Origin of the sequence: Methyloversatilis sp. MC4-4, assembly GCF_049843555.1 — a bacterium.
In the GTDB taxonomy this organism is placed as follows: Bacteria; Pseudomonadota; Gammaproteobacteria; order Burkholderiales; family Rhodocyclaceae; genus Methyloversatilis; species Methyloversatilis discipulorum_B.
On sequence record NZ_JBBHZK010000005.1, the window covers coordinates 292,787 to 310,866 of the forward strand.

At 64.2% G+C, this 18,080-nt stretch carries 21 protein-coding genes; 15 read left to right on the top strand and 6 right to left on the bottom strand.

The window, feature by feature from the left end:
• Positions 1–67: 67 nt before the first annotated feature.
• Entirely contained in the window at positions 68–1,342 is a 1,275-nt protein-coding gene (locus WDZ97_RS19400) for an HlyC/CorC family transporter (RefSeq protein ID WP_304004373.1), read from the bottom strand.
• 3 nt (positions 1,343–1,345) lie between these two features.
• On the bottom strand, positions 1,346–2,152 hold the full coding sequence (locus WDZ97_RS19405; protein WP_019916422.1) for a cytochrome C assembly family protein: 807 nt from the start codon (positions 2,150–2,152) through the stop codon (positions 1,346–1,348).
• A 37-nt stretch (positions 2,153–2,189) separates the two neighbouring features.
• Here WDZ97_RS19405 and ffh point away from each other — a divergent pair, with 37 nt between their 5' ends.
• Both ffh and WDZ97_RS19415 read left to right on the top strand, forming a co-directional pair.
• Positions 2,190–3,545, top strand: a complete 1,356-nt coding sequence (gene ffh / locus WDZ97_RS19410) for a signal recognition particle protein (RefSeq protein ID WP_425763843.1) — start codon at positions 2,190–2,192, stop codon at positions 3,543–3,545.
• Between the two features lie 15 nt (positions 3,546–3,560).
• Complete coding sequence (locus WDZ97_RS19415; RefSeq protein ID WP_425763844.1) at positions 3,561–4,184, top strand: response regulator transcription factor; 624 nt, start codon at positions 3,561–3,563, stop codon at positions 4,182–4,184.
• Here the strand turns inward: WDZ97_RS19415 and WDZ97_RS19420 are convergent, their stop codons facing one another.
• Entirely contained in the window at positions 4,185–4,796 is a 612-nt protein-coding gene (locus WDZ97_RS19420) for a lytic transglycosylase domain-containing protein (RefSeq protein ID WP_425763845.1), read from the bottom strand. It lies immediately after the preceding gene.
• Positions 4,797–4,798: 2 nt separating this feature from the next.
• Positions 4,799–6,520, bottom strand: a complete 1,722-nt coding sequence (locus WDZ97_RS19425) for a proline--tRNA ligase (protein ID WP_425763846.1) — start codon at positions 6,518–6,520, stop codon at positions 4,799–4,801.
• Positions 6,521–6,666: 146 nt separating this feature from the next.
• On the opposite strand from WDZ97_RS19425, the gene WDZ97_RS19430 reads away from it, so the two are divergent.
• The 6 genes from WDZ97_RS19430 to coq7 all read left to right on the top strand — a co-directional run bounded on the left by WDZ97_RS19430 (position 6,667) and on the right by coq7 (position 11,065).
• A complete protein-coding gene (locus tag WDZ97_RS19430) occupies positions 6,667–7,245 on the top strand; it encodes an RNA pyrophosphohydrolase (protein WP_304004363.1) in 579 nt (192 codons plus the stop codon).
• Positions 7,246–7,387: 142 nt separating this feature from the next.
• Positions 7,388–7,807 (top strand): rubrerythrin family protein, encoded by a 420-nt coding sequence (locus tag WDZ97_RS19435; protein WP_019916429.1) that lies wholly within the window; start codon positions 7,388–7,390, stop codon positions 7,805–7,807.
• A 94-nt stretch (positions 7,808–7,901) separates the two neighbouring features.
• Positions 7,902–9,245 (top strand): heterodisulfide reductase-related iron-sulfur binding cluster, encoded by a 1,344-nt coding sequence (locus tag WDZ97_RS19440; protein ID WP_425763847.1) that lies wholly within the window; start codon positions 7,902–7,904, stop codon positions 9,243–9,245.
• A gap of 10 nt (positions 9,246–9,255) precedes the next feature.
• Positions 9,256–9,843: a DUF3501 family protein gene (locus WDZ97_RS19445; protein WP_425763856.1), complete on the top strand. Its 588-nt coding sequence runs from the start codon at positions 9,256–9,258 to the stop codon at positions 9,841–9,843.
• 25 nt (positions 9,844–9,868) lie between these two features.
• Positions 9,869–10,417, top strand: a complete 549-nt coding sequence (locus WDZ97_RS19450) for a CNP1-like family protein (protein WP_425763848.1) — start codon at positions 9,869–9,871, stop codon at positions 10,415–10,417.
• 27 nt (positions 10,418–10,444) lie between these two features.
• Positions 10,445–11,065 carry a 2-polyprenyl-3-methyl-6-methoxy-1,4-benzoquinone monooxygenase gene (gene coq7 / locus WDZ97_RS19455; protein ID WP_425763849.1) on the top strand — a complete coding sequence of 207 codons (621 nt, stop codon included), beginning with the start codon at positions 10,445–10,447 and terminating at the stop codon, positions 11,063–11,065.
• 11 nt (positions 11,066–11,076) lie between these two features.
• Here the strand turns inward: coq7 and WDZ97_RS19460 are convergent, their stop codons facing one another.
• Positions 11,077–11,499 carry an OsmC family protein gene (locus WDZ97_RS19460; RefSeq protein ID WP_304009991.1) on the bottom strand — a complete coding sequence of 141 codons (423 nt, stop codon included), beginning with the start codon at positions 11,497–11,499 and terminating at the stop codon, positions 11,077–11,079.
• 477 nt (positions 11,500–11,976) lie between these two features.
• On the opposite strand from WDZ97_RS19460, the gene rplM reads away from it, so the two are divergent.
• The 6 genes from rplM (at position 11,977) to erpA (ending at position 15,516) form a co-directional block, all read left to right on the top strand.
• Positions 11,977–12,405, top strand: coding sequence for a 50S ribosomal protein L13 (gene rplM, locus WDZ97_RS19465; RefSeq protein ID WP_020166122.1), 429 nt, complete (start codon positions 11,977–11,979; stop codon positions 12,403–12,405).
• A gap of 13 nt (positions 12,406–12,418) precedes the next feature.
• Positions 12,419–12,817, top strand: a complete 399-nt coding sequence (gene rpsI, locus WDZ97_RS19470; RefSeq protein WP_019916439.1) for a 30S ribosomal protein S9 — start codon at positions 12,419–12,421, stop codon at positions 12,815–12,817.
• Between the two features lie 124 nt (positions 12,818–12,941).
• Positions 12,942–13,973: an N-acetyl-gamma-glutamyl-phosphate reductase gene (gene argC / locus WDZ97_RS19475; RefSeq protein ID WP_425763850.1), complete on the top strand. Its 1,032-nt coding sequence runs from the start codon at positions 12,942–12,944 to the stop codon at positions 13,971–13,973.
• Complete coding sequence (locus WDZ97_RS19480) at positions 13,940–14,707, top strand: DUF6776 family protein (RefSeq protein ID WP_425763851.1); 768 nt, start codon at positions 13,940–13,942, stop codon at positions 14,705–14,707. Before argC ends, WDZ97_RS19480 begins: the two co-directional genes overlap by 34 nt.
• Before the next feature lie 23 nt (positions 14,708–14,730).
• Entirely contained in the window at positions 14,731–15,132 is a 402-nt protein-coding gene (locus tag WDZ97_RS19485; protein WP_304004352.1) for a bactofilin family protein, read from the top strand.
• 33 nt (positions 15,133–15,165) lie between these two features.
• Positions 15,166–15,516 carry an iron-sulfur cluster insertion protein ErpA gene (erpA, locus tag WDZ97_RS19490; RefSeq protein ID WP_019916445.1) on the top strand — a complete coding sequence of 117 codons (351 nt, stop codon included), beginning with the start codon at positions 15,166–15,168 and terminating at the stop codon, positions 15,514–15,516.
• Between the two features lie 12 nt (positions 15,517–15,528).
• Here the strand turns inward: erpA and WDZ97_RS19495 are convergent, their stop codons facing one another.
• Entirely contained in the window at positions 15,529–16,617 is a 1,089-nt protein-coding gene (locus WDZ97_RS19495; RefSeq protein WP_425763852.1) for an anhydro-N-acetylmuramic acid kinase, read from the bottom strand.
• 105 nt (positions 16,618–16,722) lie between these two features.
• Between WDZ97_RS19495 and tyrS the strand changes: the two genes are divergently transcribed.
• Positions 16,723–17,922: a tyrosine--tRNA ligase gene (gene tyrS, locus WDZ97_RS19500; RefSeq protein WP_304004347.1), complete on the top strand. Its 1,200-nt coding sequence runs from the start codon at positions 16,723–16,725 to the stop codon at positions 17,920–17,922.
• Positions 17,923–18,080: the final 158 nt, after the last annotated feature.

An 18,080-nucleotide genomic window follows, 5' to 3' on the forward strand; every position in this document is an offset into this window, starting at 1 on the left:
TCTTCGATGATGACGATTCAGGCTTGATCTGTAAACGGTTTGTGGCCGGCGTATCTTGAGTGCCGGCTCAGGCTGCGTCCTGTGGTTTGAACAGACGCACGCTGCGCACCATGCGGTCCTCGGTGTGCAGGATTTCCATCGCGACAGTGCCGATCCGCACCGACAGACCGGATTCCGGAATGTCCTGCAGGTGTTCGAGCAGCAGGCCGTTCAAGGTCTTGGGCCCGTCCAGTGGCAGGGTCAGCCCGAGTTTGCCGTTCAGCTCGCGCAGACTGCGTCCGCCGTCGACGATGACGCTGTTGTCGCCGTTCCAGCTCAGCGACTGTCCGCTGCCGGGTACGCCGGTGGTGAACTTGCCAACGATTTCTTCGATGATGTCTTCCAGCGTGACCAGCCCTTCGACCTCGCCGTACTCGTTCACGACCAGCGCCAGGCGCTGCCTGTTCTCCTGGAAGAACTGCAGCTGGCTGTATAGCGGTGTCGCCGACGGCACGAAGTAGGGCCGGGTCAGCAGGCCGCGGATTTCGTCCTGATCCAGTTCGCCGGCCGACAGCGCGCTGACGACACGCCGCTGCGGCAGCACGCCGAGCACGCGGTCGAGGTCGCCTTCGAACACCGGCACGCGGCCGTGATGACTGGTTGCGATCTGGTGCTGGATCACGTCCAGCGGCTGCTCCAGATCAATTGCCTCGATCTGGTTGCGCGGCGTCATGACGTCCTCGACCGTCACGTCCTCCAGTTCGAACAGATTGATCAGGATGCGCCGGTGGGCGGCCGGGATGAAGTGACCGGATTCCGTCATCAGCGCGCGCAGTTCCTCCGCCGAAAGGGTCTGCCCCTCGTCCGTGTTGCCCGGCTGCAGCCGCGTGATGCGCAGCAGCGCCGACACGAACAGGTTCACCGTCCACACCACCGGATAGAACACCTTGAGCAGCGGCGTCAGCACGAAGGCCACCACCGGCGCGATCGCGTTCGCGTAGCCCGCGCCCACGACTTTCGGCGTAATTTCCGAGAACACGAGGATCATGAAGGTGATCAGCAGCGTGCCCAGTCCCAGCGCCAGTTCGCCCTCGCCGAACAGGTCGATCGCGATGACGCCGGTCAGCGTCGCGGCGGCGGCATTGACCAGGTTGTTGAACAGCAGGATGACGCCGAGCAGCTTGTCCGTTTGTCCCAGCAGGTCGAGAGCGCGCTGCGCGCCGCGCGAGCCGTTCTGGGCAGCCGCCTTCAGGCGGAAGCGGTTGGAGGCCATCATCGCCGTCTCGGCCATCGAGAAGAAGCCGGACAGCACGAGCAGCACACCCAGCACGATCAGCTGGGTGGAAAGTGGGATCGAATCCATCGGTCAGGCGCGGCCGAGCACGACCTCGAGCACGAATTGCGTACCTATATAGGCGAGCAGCAGGACGAAGAAGCCGCCGAGCGTCCATCGCAGCGCCAGCCGTCCGCGCCAGCCGCGGAAGTGCCGTCCGACCAGCAGCGTGCCGAAAACCACCCATGCAAGGATGGCGAACACCGTCTTGTGGCTGAAGGCGAGCGGCTTGCCAAACACCTGCTCGGAGAAGGCAATGCCGGTAATGAGCGTGGCGCTCAGCAGCACGAACGCGATCGTGATCAGGCGGAACAGCAGGCCTTCCATCACCAGCAGCGGCGGCATGTTCTCCAGCAGACGGATCAGGCGACCGCGGTGCAGATTGCGCTCGACCGCCGACATCAGCATCGCGTGCAGTGCCGCCAGCGTGAACAGGCTGTAAGCCGTCATCGCCATCACGAAGTGGGCGCGGAACAGCAGGTTGTCGGCGTTGCCGATGTCGTGCCGGCCGGGCCAGATGACCGGCACCGCGGCGCACAGGGCTGCGGCCGGGAGGGCCAGCATGTGCAGACCGTCGAGTCGCGACGACAGGCTTTCTATCCAGTAGAACACCAGCGCCAGCCAGGTCATCACCGCCAGCGCGTCACCGGCACCGAAGCGCATGCGCCCCTCCGGGAAGATCTGCACCGACAGCACCGCGGCGTGCACCAGCAGCGCCGCGGCCAGCGCTGCCGGGCGCACGCCACCGGCCGCGGTGTGTGCGCCTGCCCGCGCCGGGCGCATGAACCAGAAGGCGAGCGCGGCGTAGAGGGCGGAAGGAAGCAGTTCGATTAGAATCATTGGCTTCAGTTTAACCCAAGGCGCACGCCGCTCTTTCATGCTGGATAACCTTACCCAACGGCTCGCCAAGGTCGTCAAGACGCTGCGCGGACAGGCGCGACTGACCGACGAGAATATTTCGGACATGTTGCGCGAAGTGCGCATGGCGCTGCTCGAGGCGGATGTCGCGCTGCCGGTGGTCAAGGAACTGGTCTCCCGCATCCGCGAAAAAGCGGTCGGTCAGGAGGTCGTCGGCTCGCTAACGCCGGGCCAGGCCTTGGTCGGCGTGGTGCACGACGAACTGGCGGCGCTGATGGGCGGCGCCACCGCCAGCCTCAACTTTGCGACGCAGCCGCCGGCCATCGTGCTGATGGCCGGCCTGCAGGGCGCCGGCAAGACCACCACGGTCGGCAAGCTGGCCAAGTGGTTGAAGGAAACGCAGAAGAAGAAGGTGCTGACGGTGTCGTGCGACGTCTATCGTCCGGCCGCCATCGAACAGCTGCGTACCGTCACCGGGCAGGCCGGCGCCGAGTTCTTCCCGTCTACCCCGGACCAGAAGCCGGTCGACATCGCCCGCGCCGCTGTCGACTTCGCAAAGACGCGCTATTTCGACGTGCTGCTGGTCGATACCGCCGGCCGGCTGGCGATCGATCAGGCAATGATGGACGAGATCCGCGCGCTGCATCAGGCGCTCAACCCGATCGAAACGCTGTTCGTCGTCGATGCGATGCTGGGTCAGGACGCGGTCAATACCGCCAAGGCGTTCAAGGACGCTCTGCCGCTGACCGGCGTCGTGCTGACCAAGCTCGACGGCGATGCGCGCGGTGGCGCTGCGCTGTCGGTGCGCCACGTCACCGGCGCGCCGCTGAAGTTCGCCGGCGTCGGCGAAAAGCTGACCGGCCTGGAGGAATTCCATCCGCAGCGCATGGCGTCGCGCATTCTCGGCATGGGCGACATCATGGGCCTGGTCGAGGAAGCGCGTCGCCAGGTCGACGAGGACCAGGCCAAGGAATTCGCGCAGAAGCTGAAGAGCGGCAAGGGCTTCGATCTGAACGACTTCAAGGCGCAGATCGCGCAGATGCGCAAGATGGGCGGGCTGTCGGCACTGATGGACAAGCTGCCGGCGCAGTTCGCCGGTGCCGCGCAGCAGTTGCAGGGCGGGCAGGACGAAAAGGCCATCCGCCGCATCGAAGGCATCATCAACTCGATGACGCCGGCCGAGCGCACCAAGCCCGAACTGATCAAGGCCAACCGCAAGCGTCGTATCGCGGCGGGTTCCGGTACCTCGGTGCAGGAGGTGAACCGCCTGCTGAACCAGTTCGAGCAGACGCAGAAGATGATGAAGCAGTTCTCCAAGGGCGGCATGCAGAAGCTGATGCGCGGCATGAAGGGCATGCTGCCCGGCATGCGCTGAGCCGCTGGCGATCCGATGGCGCGTCCGCTGGTCTGCGTGGTCGATGACGACGCTGCGATGCGACGGGCGCTGTGTCAGGCGCTGACCGGGATCGATGCGGACGTGCAGGGATTCTCCGGTGCCGGCGTGCTGCTGCAGGACCGCGAGGCGCTGGGGCGTGCCGCCTGCGTGCTGCTGAATGCGTCGCTGCGCGGCATCAGCGGGCTCGACCTGCAGTCCAGCCTGCGCGTGGTCGGCAATCACGCGCCGGTGATCTTCGTGTCCGGCCCTTGCGACGTGACCGTTGCGGTGCGTGCCTTGCGTGCCGGTGCACTCGATTTCATGCTGATGCCGATCGAAGCAGCGGTGCTGCGCGTGCGGGTCGCCGAGGCGCTGGTCCGGGCGGCCTCGGCGGACGCGCGGCGTCAGCGCGTGCAGCAGGTCGCCGACGCCCTGGCGAACCTCACCGCACGTGAGCGCGAGGTGCTCGATCGCGTCGTGCGCGGGCTGCCGAACACAGGCATCGCCGCCGAACTGGGCATCAGTGCGAAGACGGTGGAGCAGCACCGCGCCCGCGTGATGGACAAGATGCGCGCCGGGTCGCTGGCCGAACTGGTCGCGCGCGTGACCGAATGGCGGGTGCTGTCCGAGTCGGTCTGATCAGGGATTACTGGCCGACGTGATGGCTGGCCACGACCAGTGGCGTTCCCAGGCGCCGCGCACCATGTTCGGATACTCCGCCTTGCCCAGGCTGCCGTTGTAGCGGCCGAGCGCGCGGAAGAGGTTGCCCTTCTCGATGTCGAGATAGTGACGGAGGATGGTGCAGCCGAAGCGCAGATTGGTGCGCAGATGGAAAAGATTGCTTTCTTCGCTGCCGATCAGCTTCACCCAGAACGGCATCACCTGCATGTAGCCGCGCGCTCCCGCGCTGGATACCGCGTACTTGCGGAAACCGCTCTCGACCTGGATCAGGCCCAGCACCAGTTGCGGGTCCAGGCCGGCGCGCGTGGCTTCGTAATGCACCGTCTTCAGGAATTCCATGCGCCCGGCCTCGTCCGGCATGCGCTTGGCCAGTCGCTCCGACATCGTGCCGAGCCACAACTGCTTCTGTGGCGATGAGAACGCCGGCAGGTCGGGGGCCGCGCGGTCGCTGATGGCCAGATGCAGCGCCGCGCGCACGCTGTCGGCCAGCGGTTCGTACTGCTGCGACGCGCGTGCGCCGCCGGCCGTCAGGGCCAGCGTCAGCACGAGGGTCGCAGCCAGCCGCTTCATCGTCAGACCGGCTCGCCGATCAGTGCGCGCACGGCGTCGGGCGCCACCTTCTGCGCCGCGGCGTCGCGCCGGTTCTGGTACTCGATCACGCCTTCCTTCAGGCCGCGCTCGCCGACCGTGATCCGGTGCGGTACGCCGATCAGTTCCCAGTCGGCGAACATGACGCCGGGGCGCTCGTCGCGGTCGTCGAGGATGACGTCAAAGCCGGCTTCGCTGAGTTCGTCGTACAGCTGTGTGGCGGTGGCGCGCACCTGCTCCGACTTGCTCCAGCCGACCGGGCAGATGACCACTTCGAACGGCGCGATGGACTGCGGCCAGATGATGCCGCGCTCGTCGTGGTTCTGCTCGATGGCGGCGCCGACCAGACGGGTCACGCCGATGCCGTAGCAGCCCATGACCATGATGCGCGGTTTGCCGGTTTCGTCGAGATAGGTGCAGTTCATCGCTTCCGAATATTTGGTGCCGAGGAAGAACACATGTCCGACCTCGATGCCGCGCTGTATCGACAGCCGACCCTTGCCGTCGGGTGACGGATCACCTTCGACCACGTTGCGCAGATCGGCGACGGCCTCGGGTTCGGGCAGGTCGCGCCCCCAGTTCACACCGGTCAGGTGGGCATCCGTCTCGTTCGCGCCGGTGACGAAATCGCTCATGTTGGCCACCGTGAGGTCAGCGACCACGTGCACCGGCTTCTTCAGTCCGACCGGACCCAGATAGCCCGGCTTGCAGCCGAAATGCTCGACGATCTCGGCTTCGGTGGCGAAGCGGAAGCCGTCCTTCAGGCCGGCCAGCTTCGACGCCTTCACCTCGTTCAGTTCGTGATCGCCGCGCAGCATCAGCAGCCACAGTTCGGTCTTGCCTTCCTTATCGGTCGCCAGCACGACGGACTTGACCGTGCGTTCGATCGGCAGGCCGAGCAGGGCGGCGACGTCCTCGCAGCGCACGGTGCCCGGTGTGGGGGCTTTTTCCAGCGCCTGCGCCGGCGCAGCGCGGTCGGCGATCAGCGCTGTCGCCTGCGCCAGTTCGATGTTGGCGGCGTAGTCGGAATCCGGGCACCAGGCGATCAGGTCTTCGCCGGTGTCGGCGATCACCTGGAACTCGTGACTGCGCGAGCCGCCGATGGCGCCGGTGTCGGCGGCGACAGCGCGGAATTCGAGACCCAGGCGGCGGAAGATGCGCATGTAGGCGTCGAACATGATGTCGTAGCTGCGGCCGGCGGCGTCCTCGTCACGGTCGAAGGAGTAGGCGTCCTTCATCGTGAACTCGCGGCCGCGCATCACGCCGAAGCGCGGCCGGCGCTCGTCGCGGAACTTGGTCTGGATGTGATAGAAATTCTTCGGCAACTGGCGCCAGCTATGGATTTCGGCGCGAGCGATGTCGGTCACCACCTCTTCCGACGTCGGCTGGATGATGAAGTCGCGGTCGTGGCGATCCTTCACGCGCAGCATTTCCGGGCCCATCTTGTCCCAGCGGCCTGTTTCCTGCCACAGCTCGGCCGGCTGGATCAGCGGCATCAGCAGTTCGATGGCGCCGGCGCGGTTCATCTCGTCGCGGATGATGGCCTCGATCTTGCGGATCACCCGCAGCCCCATCGGCATGTAGTTGTAGATGCCGCCGGCGAGCTTGCGGATCATGCCGGCGCGCGTCATGAGCTTGTGCGACACGACCTCGGCGTCCGAGGGGGCTTCCTTGAGCGTGGAAATGAAGAATTTGCTGGCGTACATGGAGGGTGTGGAATCCGCTGCGGATCAGGCAATAAACCTCCGATTCTAGCCGTTTCGCGCGGATCGGCCCGCGCCGGGTCGTTTGCTTCAATTCGGCGGCGAAATGTGGAAGAATCCACGGAAAATCTTACACAGCAGGTTCAACCATGCTCGACCGGGAAGGGTACCGCCCGAACGTCGGCATCATTCTGATCAACGGGCGCAACGAGGTCTTCTGGGGCAAGCGCATAGGCGAGCACGCCTGGCAGTTTCCCCAGGGGGGCATCAACCACGGCGAATCGCCGGAGCAGGCGATGTATCGCGAGCTCTGGGAAGAGTTGGGGTTGCGTCCGCAGCATGTGCGCATCGTCGGCCGCACGCGCGACTGGCTGCGCTACGACGTGCCGCGCAACTGGGTGCGGCGCGAATGGCGCAGCGCCTATCGCGGCCAGAAGCAGATCTGGTATCTGCTGCGCATGGTCGGTCGCGACTGCGACGTCTGCCTGCGCGCCACCGACCACCCTGAATTCGATGCCTGGCGCTGGAGCGACTACTGGATTCCGCTCGACTCGGTGATCGAGTTCAAGCGCCAGGTCTACCAGCAGGCGCTCACCGAACTCGCGCGCCTGGCTTTTCGCTCGCCGCGTCCGCGTGGTGCGATGCGGCAGCCCGACGGCGGCGACGCCAGCGAACACGCGCTTCCGGGCCCTGGTGCGCTGCAGGATCCTCTGCACTCGTCTTCCTGACCGCATGCCTCGATCGACCCGCCGCCCTTGAAGCGGCGGAATGCCTGCTTATACTGGGTCTAAGTCGCGCCCTTTCTTCGCCTGTTGCCAGCGCGGCCCTGCCCTCCGGGGCATCCCTCACCCATTGTTGAAGGAGGCGTCCATGCAACTCAAGGGTTCGAAGACCGAGGACAATCTGAAGTGTGCGTTTGCCGGAGAGTCGCAGGCGAATCGCCGCTATCTGTACTTTGCGGCCAAGGCCGATGTCGAGGGGCAGAACGACGTCGCCGCCGTCTTTCGTTCCACGGCCGAGGGCGAGACAGGCCACGCACACGGGCATCTTGAATATCTCGAAGCCTGTGGCGATCCCGCGACCGGTCTGCCGATCGGCGGTACGCGTGACAACCTGAAGGCGTCGATCGCCGGCGAGACGCACGAGTACACGGACATGTATCCGGGCATGGCCAAGACCGCTCGCGACGAGGGGTTCGAGGAGATTGCCGACTGGTTCGAGACGCTGGCCAAGGCCGAGCGCTCGCACGCAAATCGTTTCCAGAAGGCGCTCGACGGGCTGCTCGACTGAGTGCGCGCCGGCCCTGGGGCCGGCACCGCTCCGCTACGGTGGGCGCAGGACTTGCCTGCGTCCGCCGCCCCGTGCGTCGACCGGAGGATGTGCGATGACCGTTCGCGAAGGCAGTCTGGAGCCACCGAAGCGCCACCCGATAGACTGGAAGAGCGCCGCCTACTATGACGAGGCGGCGCTGATGCAGGAACTCGAACGCACGTACGACATCTGCCATGGCTGCCGCCGGTGCGTGAATCTGTGCACCGCCTTCCCCAAGCTGTTCGACCTGATCGACGAAGGCGACAGCGGCGAAGTGGATGCGATCCCGAAGCACCGGTACTGGGAGGTGGTGGACCAGTGCTATCTGTGCGACATGTGCTTCATGACCAAGTGTCCGTACGTGCCGCCGCATCAGTGGAATCTCGATTTCCCGCACCTGATGCTGCGAGCCAAGGCGATCAAGTTCAGGAAGGGCGAGACGCGTTTTCGCGACCGTCTGCTCACCAGTACCGATGCCATTGGCAAGCTCGCCGCCATTCCGGTGGTGGCGCAGACGGTCAACGTGGTGAACGGCAATGGTGCTGCGCGTTCGCTGATGCAGCGCGCGCTCGGCGTACACAAGGATCGCCAGCTGCCGCCGTATGCGCCGCGCCGATTCCGCGGCGTCGCGGAGCCGACCGACGGTTTCGCCGCGCGAGACGGACAGCGCACGCCCGGAAAGGTGGCGGTGTTCTCGACCTGCTACGTGAACTACAACGAACCGGGTATCGGCGTCGATCTGCTCAAGCTGCTGGCCCACAATGAGATTCCAGCCGTCCTCGTCGAGAAGGAGGTCTGCTGTGGCATGCCCAAGCTCGAACTGGGCGACCTGGAGCAGGTGGCAAAACTGAAGGAGATCAACATTCCGCCGCTGGCGCGCCTGTCGCGCGAGGGTTGGGCCATCCTGACGCCGGTGCCGTCGTGCACGCTCATGTTCAAGCAGGAACTGCCGCTGATGTTTCCCGACGACTCCGATGTCCGCGCGGTGGCCGATGCGATGTTCGATCCGTTCGAGTACTTCGTGCTGCGGCATAAGGACGGCTTGCTGAAGAACGATTTCAGACGTGAACTCGGTCGCGTGTCCTATCACATCCCCTGCCACTCGCGCGTGCAGAACGTCGGCCAGAAGACGCGCGAGATGCTGCAACGGGTGCCCGGCACGCAGGTCAGCACGGTCGAGCGCTGTGCAGGCCACGACGGCACCTGGGGCGTGAAAGAGGAGTTCTTCGATCTGTCGATGAAGATCGGCAGGCCGGTGTTCCGGCAGATGCAGGGCAGCGACCCTGACTTCGTCAGTTCGGACTGCCCGATCGCCGGCCGTCACATCATGCAGGGCATCGCCGACAGTCAGGGCGGCACGCGCGCGCAGAAGGCGCATCCGCTGACCTTGTTGTGCATTGCCTATGGACTGGACTGAGGAGAGGGGTATGCCGGCAATCGCACGCGACAGTCTGATGAGCCTCGAGCAATATGCGCGAGAGCGCCCGCAGTTCCGTGCCCGTGTGATCGCGCACAAGCGTGAGCGCACACTGCATCTTGGCGAACACGTGACACTGGTGTTCGAGGACGAACTGACCGTCCGCTATCAGGTGCAGGAAATGCTGCGGATCGAACGCACTTTCGAGGAAGCGGGCATTCTCGACGAACTGGGCGCTTACAATCCTCTCATCCCCGACGGCAGCAACTTCAAGGCCACGATGTTGATCGAATACCCGGACGAGCAGCAGCGAAAGCAGAACCTCGCCCGTCTGATCGGCGTCGAGGACACGGTGTGGCTGCAGGTCGATGGATTCTCTCCGGTATCCGCGATTGCCGACGAGGATCTTGAGCGCGAGAACGCGGTCAAGACCTCTGCCGTGCATTTTCTGCGCTTTGAACTGACTGCCGAAATGAAACGAGCGCTCATCGAGGGCGCGGCCCTGTCGGTCGGTGTCGACCATCCGCATTACAGTGCGGGCGTGACGCCTGTGCCGGCGGCGCTGCGAACCTCGCTGTGCGCTGACCTGGTGAACTGAAATGCCGTTTTTCCCCGTTGGCCGGTTGCTGTCCGGCCTGATCCTTCTGGCGGGTGCTTCCGCTGTCTATGCGCAAATCACCGACTGGCAGAAGCCGGAGCCCTTCCGCGGTGAAACCGTCGATCCGGCGGCCAAGGTGACCGAGGACGATTACGAGGTCCCTCCGCTGTCCGAAAAGGTCGAGTGGCAGGAGTTCTATCTGAATGCCTCGACGCGTAACCGCTACTACATTGCGCGTGAACCGCTAACCGTCGGCAAGGATGGCGCCATCCGCTACATTTCCCGCGTTGTCGCGCCGAGCGGGACCGAGAACATCGCAGCCGAGGCGCTGCGCTGCGGCACGGGCGAGCGCAGGATGTACGCAAACCTGCGTTCGAACCGGGAGTGGGCGCCGACGCGGGGCAGCCGCTGGATCCCGATCGGCGGTGGAAACCGCCTGAACTCCTACCCCTTCATGCTGTATTCGGATTACATGTGCGCGGATGGGTTCGCGCTGCAGCCGAAGAAGGTGCTCGAAGCGCTGGCCAACAGTTTCAATGCACGTACCGGCACGCCGCTCACCGGCTATCGTTGAACACTCCGACTTTCATCGAAGGCATCCATGCTCGACCGCCTGATTACCGAACTTGATCGCGCCCTGCGCACACTGGCTGCGCCGGCGCGTACCGGACGGCCGCTGCCCGGCGGTGATCTGCCCGAGGCCGAACTCGACGAAACGCAGCGCAGTCATGTCGGCGCGCTGATGCGTATCAACCACGTCGGTGAGATCTGCGCCCAGGCCCTCTACCAGGGGCAGGCCCTGACCTGCCGCGAGCCCGCCGTGCGCGACGCCCTGCGCCGTGCGGCGGTCGAGGAAACCGAGCACCTGAGCTGGACAGCTTCGCGCATGGCTGAACTGGGCAGCCGCCCCAGTCTGCTGAACCCGCTGTGGTACGGCGGCGCGCTGATGATGGGTGTTGCGGCCGGGTTGGTCGGCGACAAGTGGAATCTGGGCTTCCTTGCCGAAACCGAGAAGCAGGTCGAAGCTCATCTGCAGGGACACCTCCACCGCCTGCCGCCGGCCGATCAGAAATCCTGGCGGATACTTGAACAGATGCGCCAGGACGAACGTGAGCATGCACACACGGCCGAGCGGCTCGGTGCTGCGCAACTTCCGGCGCCCGTCCGACTCGCGATGCGGGCCGCCTCCCGGGTGATGACCGGCGTCGCCTATTACGTCTGAGCGCGAGGGCGTCAGGCGCCGGTTTCGACGATCTCCCACGTGTGTTCCATCTTTGCGGTCTTGCCGATCATGATGGACGCGGAGCAGTACTTTTCGGCAGAGAGGTGAATCGCGCGCTCGACCACCTCCGGTTTCAGGCCGCGACCACTGATCTTGAAATGAAAGCCGATGCGGGTGAATACCTTGGGGTCTTCGCTCGCGCGATCCGCCTTCAGCGTGACCTCGCAACCCGTGACCTGCTGCCGGCTCTTCTTCAGGATGAGCATGACGTCGAATGCGGTGCAGCCGCCCGTGCCCGCCAGCAGCAGTTCCATCGGGCGCGCTGCCAGGTTGCGGCCGCCTGCTTCGGGCGCGCCGTCCATATTGATCATGTGTCCCGAGCCGGTCTCGGCCAGGAAGCTCATGTTGTCCACCCACTTCACCACACAGTCCATTACGCACTCCCTTCAGTGATGCGCGATTGTAATCAGGTGTCGGCCGGCGCGCGGTTCATGGGTATTGGTGCGCTGCGGTAGTCGATCCGCGCGCGGCGGTGTGTCGTCCGGTGTTTGTGACGCGGGTTCGGGGCGCGGACCGCCGCCGCTTTTCTTATCCACATGATTTGAATGGTTGTTTGTGCGGGGTGCGCTGGCGGGTGATGCGGAATCTAAAGGCGCACTGCCTTTGTGCGATGCAAAAAATTCTTGCCTTTGCGTTGAGCGTGATCAATAATCAAGACAGGTTTCGCGGACGTCGTTCAATGCGATGTCTGCCGCAGGTGTCTCCTCCACCCTCCTCCTTTGGTGTGGATTCAGCGCGACTCCCAGGAGTCGCGCTTTTTTTGTTGTCTATCAGGGATTGACACGCTCGAACTCGCGAGTTAAATTCGCGGGCTTTTGGGCGATCTCGCCCAGAATCACAGGACGTTCGAGATGAAAACCTTTTCAGCCAAGCCGCATGAAGTCGTGCGCGACTGGTACGTTGTCGATGCCTCTGACAAGGTACTCGGGCGCCTCGCCAGTGAGATCGCACGCCGTCTGCGCGGCAAGCACAAGCCTGTCTTCACCCCGCACGTGGACACCGGTGACTACATCGTCGTCGTGAATGTCGAGAAGCTGCGTGTGACCGGTGACAAGGCGCAGGACAAGAAGTACTACCGCCATTCGGGTTACCCGGGCGGTATTTACGAAACCAATTTCACCAAGCTGCAGCAGCGCTTCCCGGCGCGCGTGCTTGAGAAGGCCGTCAAGGGCATGCTGCCCAAGGGTCCGCTCGGTTACGCGATGATCAAGAAGCTGAAGTGCTACGCCGGCGCCGAGCATCCGCACGCCGCGCAGCAGCCCAAGGCTCTGGACATCTGAGGACGGAACGGTCATGGCATTCAAAGTTGATTATTACTATGGCACCGGCCGTCGCAAGACCGCAGTTGCCCGCGTGTTCCTGCGTCCGGGCAAGGGCGCCTTCGTCGTCAATGACAAGCCGGTGGACGAGTTCTTCTCGCGCGAAACCGGCCGCATGGTCGTCCGCCAGCCGCTCGAGCTGACCGAACACGTCAGCACCTTCGACATCCTCGTGAATGTCACCGGTGGTGGTGAATCGGGTCAGGCCGGCGCAGTGCGTCACGGCATCACCCGCGCGCTGATCGATTACGACGCGACGCTGAAGCCGGCGCTGAGCAAGGCTGGTTTCGTTACCCGCGATGCCCGTGAAGTCGAGCGCAAGAAGGTCGGCTTCCACAAGGCACGTCGTCGCAAGCAGTTCTCGAAGCGCTGATACACCGCGCTCCGGCGAACGGGAAAAGCCGCCTTCGGGCGGCTTTTTTCATTTCTGGCATCATTCCGCTTTTTCCGCGATCGATCCGGATGGGTCGGCGCGGGTCGGCGCAGGAGGGATCGAAGTGGGTATCAAGGCGGGTATCGTGGGCGGAACCGGCTACACCGGGGTCGAATTGCTGCGTCTGTTGGCGCGCCACCCCGAGGTCGAGTTGTCGGCCATCACTTCGCGCGGCGATGCGGGGCGCCCGGTAGCGGACATGTTTCCCAGTCTGCGCGGTCATGTCGATCTCGCTTTTTCCGACCCGGCCCAAGCCGGGCTGGAGAACTGCGACGTTGTCTTCTTTGCCACGCCGAACGGCATCGCGATGCAGCAAGTGCCGGCGCTGCTCGACGCCGGGGTGAAGGTGGTCGATCTGGCCGCCGATTTCCGGTTGAAGGACGAAGCGGCGTGGGAAAAGTGGTACGGCATGCCGCATGCCTGCCCTGACGTGCTGAAGACCGCGATCTACGGCCTGCCGGAAGTCAGTCGTGAGCAGGTGCGCTCGGCGCGGCTGGTGGCCAATCCCGGCTGCTATCCGACCGCGGTGCAACTCGGCTTCATCCCGCTGATCGAGGCGGGCGTCATCGACCGCGCGACGCTGATCGCCGATGCGAAGTCGGGTGTGTCCGGTGCGGGGCGCAAGGCCGAGGTGCACACTTTGTTCGCGGAGGCTGGAGACAACTTCAAGGCTTACGGTGTCGGTGGACATCGGCATCTGCCCGAAATACGCCAGGGACTGGCCGCCGTGGCCGGCGCCGATGTAGGTCTGACGTTCGTACCTCACCTGACACCCTTGATCCGTGGCATCCATGCGACGCTCTACGCGCGACTGACCAAGGATTGCGACCTGCAGGCCCTGTTCGAGAACCGTTATCGTGGTGAGCGCTTCGTGGATGTACTGCCCGCCGGCAGCCATCCGGAGACGCGTTCGGTGCGTGCGTCGAACACCTGCCGGATCGCGGTTCATCGCCCGCAGGGCGGGGACACGGTCGTGGTCTTGTCGGTCATCGACAATCTGGTCAAGGGGGCTGCCGGGCAGGCGGTACAGAACATGAATCTGATGTTCGGATTCGACGAGTCGTGTGGGCTAGAACTCGTTCCGGTCTTGCCCTGAGGGCGCGCCGCTGGCGCTTTCGCCACGGTATCGCCGCGCGGCAGGTGGCGATCCGTTCGCACGCGCCCTGGTGGCTCAAAGTTCTCGTCGCGGCCGGCGTCATGGCGCTCGCGCTGGCGGCTGCCCGCGGAATCTACGACGCGGGGCGAGGCTGGGTCGGGCTGGACGTCGATGACATGCAAGCCGAGGTCGTTTCGTTGCGTGAGCGTCTGGCCGTCGTCGACGCCGAGCTTGCAAGCATGAGACAACAGGCGGACTCGGCACACAGCAGCCTGCAGATCGAACGTACGGCACAGGAACAGCTGGCAGCCCGGATACGTTCGCTGGAAAGCGAGAACGCACGTTTGCGGGAAGACGCTCTGATTTTCGAAAGCCTGGCGGGTGCGGGTTCCAGCGGTATCGAGCAGGGCTTCAAGATCAATCGGCTGGTGCTGGAGCCGGACGGCGAGGCGGGGCGGTACCGTTATCGCATGCTCATCGTCCGCCAGGGAGGGAAGGCCGACGCCGATACGAAGGGCTCTTACCAGATCGTGGCGTCGATTGACCGTGCCGGTCAGGGTGCTACCATCACTTTCCCGCCGGATTCGGGTGCCGAGAACAGTCGGCTGACTTTCCGGCATTTCCAGCGTGTCGACGGCGTGCTTGCTGTGCCGAAGGAGGCGAGGTTGCTCTCCATCGAGGCTCGCTTCCTGCAGGATGGACAAATCAGGGCAAGAGCGACCGCATCCTTGTGACGGTTGCCGGAATCGGAGGGGACATGTTCGGCAAGAAGCCTGAGAAACCCAGCAAGCGCATCGACAGCCTGATCGGTGCAGGCACGCGCGTGAATGGCGACATCCATTTCCGCGGTGGCTTGCGCGTCGATGGCGAGGTGATCGGCAACGTACGTGCCGATGACAACGCGCCAAGTACGCTGGTGCTGAGCGAGCATGCGCGTATCGAAGGTGCGGTCACCGTCACGCATGCGATGATCAACGGGGCCGTGCAAGGTCCGATCGTGTCGACCGAGTTTCTGGAACTGCAACCGCAGGCACGAATTTCCGGTGACGTGGTCTACAACCGTCTGGAGGTGCACCTTGGCGCCATCGTCAAGGGGCAGCTCGAACATCAGGAGACTGCGCCGCGCGCGGTCGAATTGAAGCTGGCCAGCGGAAGCTGATGCCGGCGAAGCGTCAACCAGGAGTAGATACTCATGAATGCAGTGACTGAAATGCCCCTTCCGCTGGTCTTCTCCGAAAGCGCAGCCAACAAGGTGAAGGAACTGATCCTCGAAGAGGGCAACCCGGATCTGAAGCTGCGTGTTTTCGTTTCCGGTGGCGGCTGTTCCGGCTTCCAGTACGGTTTTACTTTTGACGAAGTGACCAACGAGGACGACACCGCGCTCGAGAAGAATGGCGTGACGCTGCTGATCGACCCGATGAGCTACCAGTATCTGGTCGGCGCAGAGATCGACTACAGCGAAGGCCTCGAGGGTGCGCAGTTCGTGATCAAGAACCCGAACGCGACCTCGACCTGCGGCTGCGGATCGTCGTTCTCGGTCTGATCGACCGCTCGCTCAGGCGGGCCAGACCGCGCCGAGCACGCGCATGCCGCGCGCCCCCGTCACCTCTGGCAGGTTGCCTGGCTCGCGGTTAAGCGTCCGCTGCGCGAGCCAGGCGAATGCCAGTGCTTCCACCTGCTCGGGCGGTACGCCCTCAGCGGCTGTGCTCATTACCGGGCATCCGATGTGCAGGGCCAGTCGCTGCAACAGGTGATGGTTGAACGCGCCCCCGCCGCACACCGCGACATCGTCCGGGCAAAAACCCGCGGTTCTCAGTGCGTCGGCTACCGATTGCGCGGTCAGTTCCGCCAGCGTGGCCTGGACGTCCTCGTCTCGGATCTGCTCCGGCAGCAGTTCGAGCAGCCACTCCAGATTGAATTGCTCGCGCCCGCAGCTTTTCGGGGGCAGCGCGGCGAAGAAGGGGTGTGCAAGCAGTCTCTCAAGCAGCGCAGCGTCGACCTGGCCGCCCGCTGCCCAGGCGCCGTCCCTATCGTAGTCAAGGCCGCGACGATGCGCGATCCAGGCGTCCATCAGCACGTTCGCAGGACCGCAGTCGAAGCCCCGCACGGGGCGGGTGGATTCCAGTAGCGTCAGATTCGCCATTCCGCCCAGGTTCAGTACTGCGCGCGCCCTGTCCTTTGACCCAAACAGGCTCGCGTGAAATGCGGGGACGAGAGGGGCTCCCTGTCCGCCGGCCGCCAGGTCACGCGCGCGGAAATCGGACACAACGCAGATGCCTGTCTCCTCGGCCAGGATGGCCGGCGCATTCAGCTGAACGGTATAGCCGTGGGCCGGCATGTGGCGGATAGTCTGTCCGTGACAGCCTATGGCCTTGATTGAAGCTGTCGCAGTGCCGGTCTGGTTCAGCAGTGCGTGGACCAGCTGTGCATAGAGGCGCGCCAATTCGATCGCCGCGACCTGTGAGCGGTGTATTTCGTCGTCGCCGCTTGAGCAGAGCGTCTGCAGTTCCGCCCGCAAGGTGGTTGGAAAGGCCAGATGCGCATGTCCCTCAACCTGTGGCCGCGGGAAGGCCAGGTCCGCAAGCACCGCATCCACCCCGTCCAGACTGGTGCCGGACATCAGCCCGATGTACAGCGCGCTCATCGGATCATCCTTCTGTCCGCCGACCCGCTTGCGCTAACATCGAGCGCTTTGTCGGTCGTCGCGTGGCACCTGCCTGCGCGAGGCGCATGTATTCGGGGTTCGGTCATGGTTGAAGTGGAACAAGCGTTGGCGTTGATCAAGCGGGGGGTAGAAGAACTGCTCCCCGAAGCGGATCTGGTCGAGAAACTGAAGTCGGGGCGACCGCTTCGCATCAAGGCGGGGTTCGATCCTACCGCACCGGACCTGCACCTCGGCCACACCGTGTTGCTGAACAAGCTGAAGCACTTTCAGGATCTCGGCCACCAGATCCTGTTCCTGATCGGCGACTTTACCGGCGCGATCGGCGATCCGTCGGGCAAGAACGTGACCCGGCCGCCGCTGTCGCCGGAGCAGGTGCTGCAGAACGCGGAAACTTATCGCGAACAGGTCGGCAAGATCCTCGACCCGTCGCGCCTGGAGGTCGTATTCAACTCGACCTGGATGAACCAGCTCGGGGCCGACGGGATGATCCGCCTGGCATCGCGACACACGGTCGCCCGCATGCTCGAGCGCGACGATTTCGCCAAGCGCTACGCCGGCAATCAGCCGATCGCCATCCACGAATTCCTCTACCCCCTGTGTCAGGGCTACGACTCCGTTGCGCTGAAGGCCGACGTCGAGCTCGGCGGTACGGATCAGCGCTTCAATCTGCTCATGGGGCGCGAACTGCAGAAGCAGTACGGCCAGGCGCAACAGGTTGTGCTGATGATGCCGCTGCTGGAGGGACTGGATGGCGTCAACAAGATGTCGAAGTCACTGGGCAACTACATCGGCGTGTCCGAGCCGCCGAACGAAATTTTCGGCAAGGTCATGTCGGTGTCGGACGAACTGATGTGGCGTTACTACGAGCTGCTGTCCTTCCGCGGACTCGACGAGATCGCGGGCCTGCGTGCAGAAGTGTCCGCGGGGCGCAATCCGCGAGACGTGAAAGTGATGCTGGCGCAGGAACTCGTCGGCCGTTTTCACGGCGCGGCGGCTGCGGCAGCCGCGCTGGTCGACTTCGAATCGCGTTTCCGTCAGGGCGGCATCCCGGACGACATTGAGGAGGTGGTGCTCGACAGTGCGGGTGCAGGTATCGGTATTGCACAGGCGTTGAAGGCGGCCGGGCTCACCGCCACCACCTCGGAGGCCTTGCGCATGATCGATCAGGGCGGGGTCCGGCTCGATGGCGACAAGGTTTCCGATCGCGGGCTTGTGCTCGCGGCTGGCACGACGGTCGTGGCGCAGGTGGGCAAGCGAAAATTTTCTCGCCTCGCCGTGCGCTGAGAGGCGCTCGTCGCGGGCTTGATTTTTCGGGATGTTTTTATTCATATGTACTTTCCCGTAGTCGCTTGAAAGAGTCGCGCCAAAAAAACTTCAAAAATCTTTGGCGAAAGTGTTGACCACCTCGAAATTATCCGTAGAATGCGCACCTCTCGTTGCTC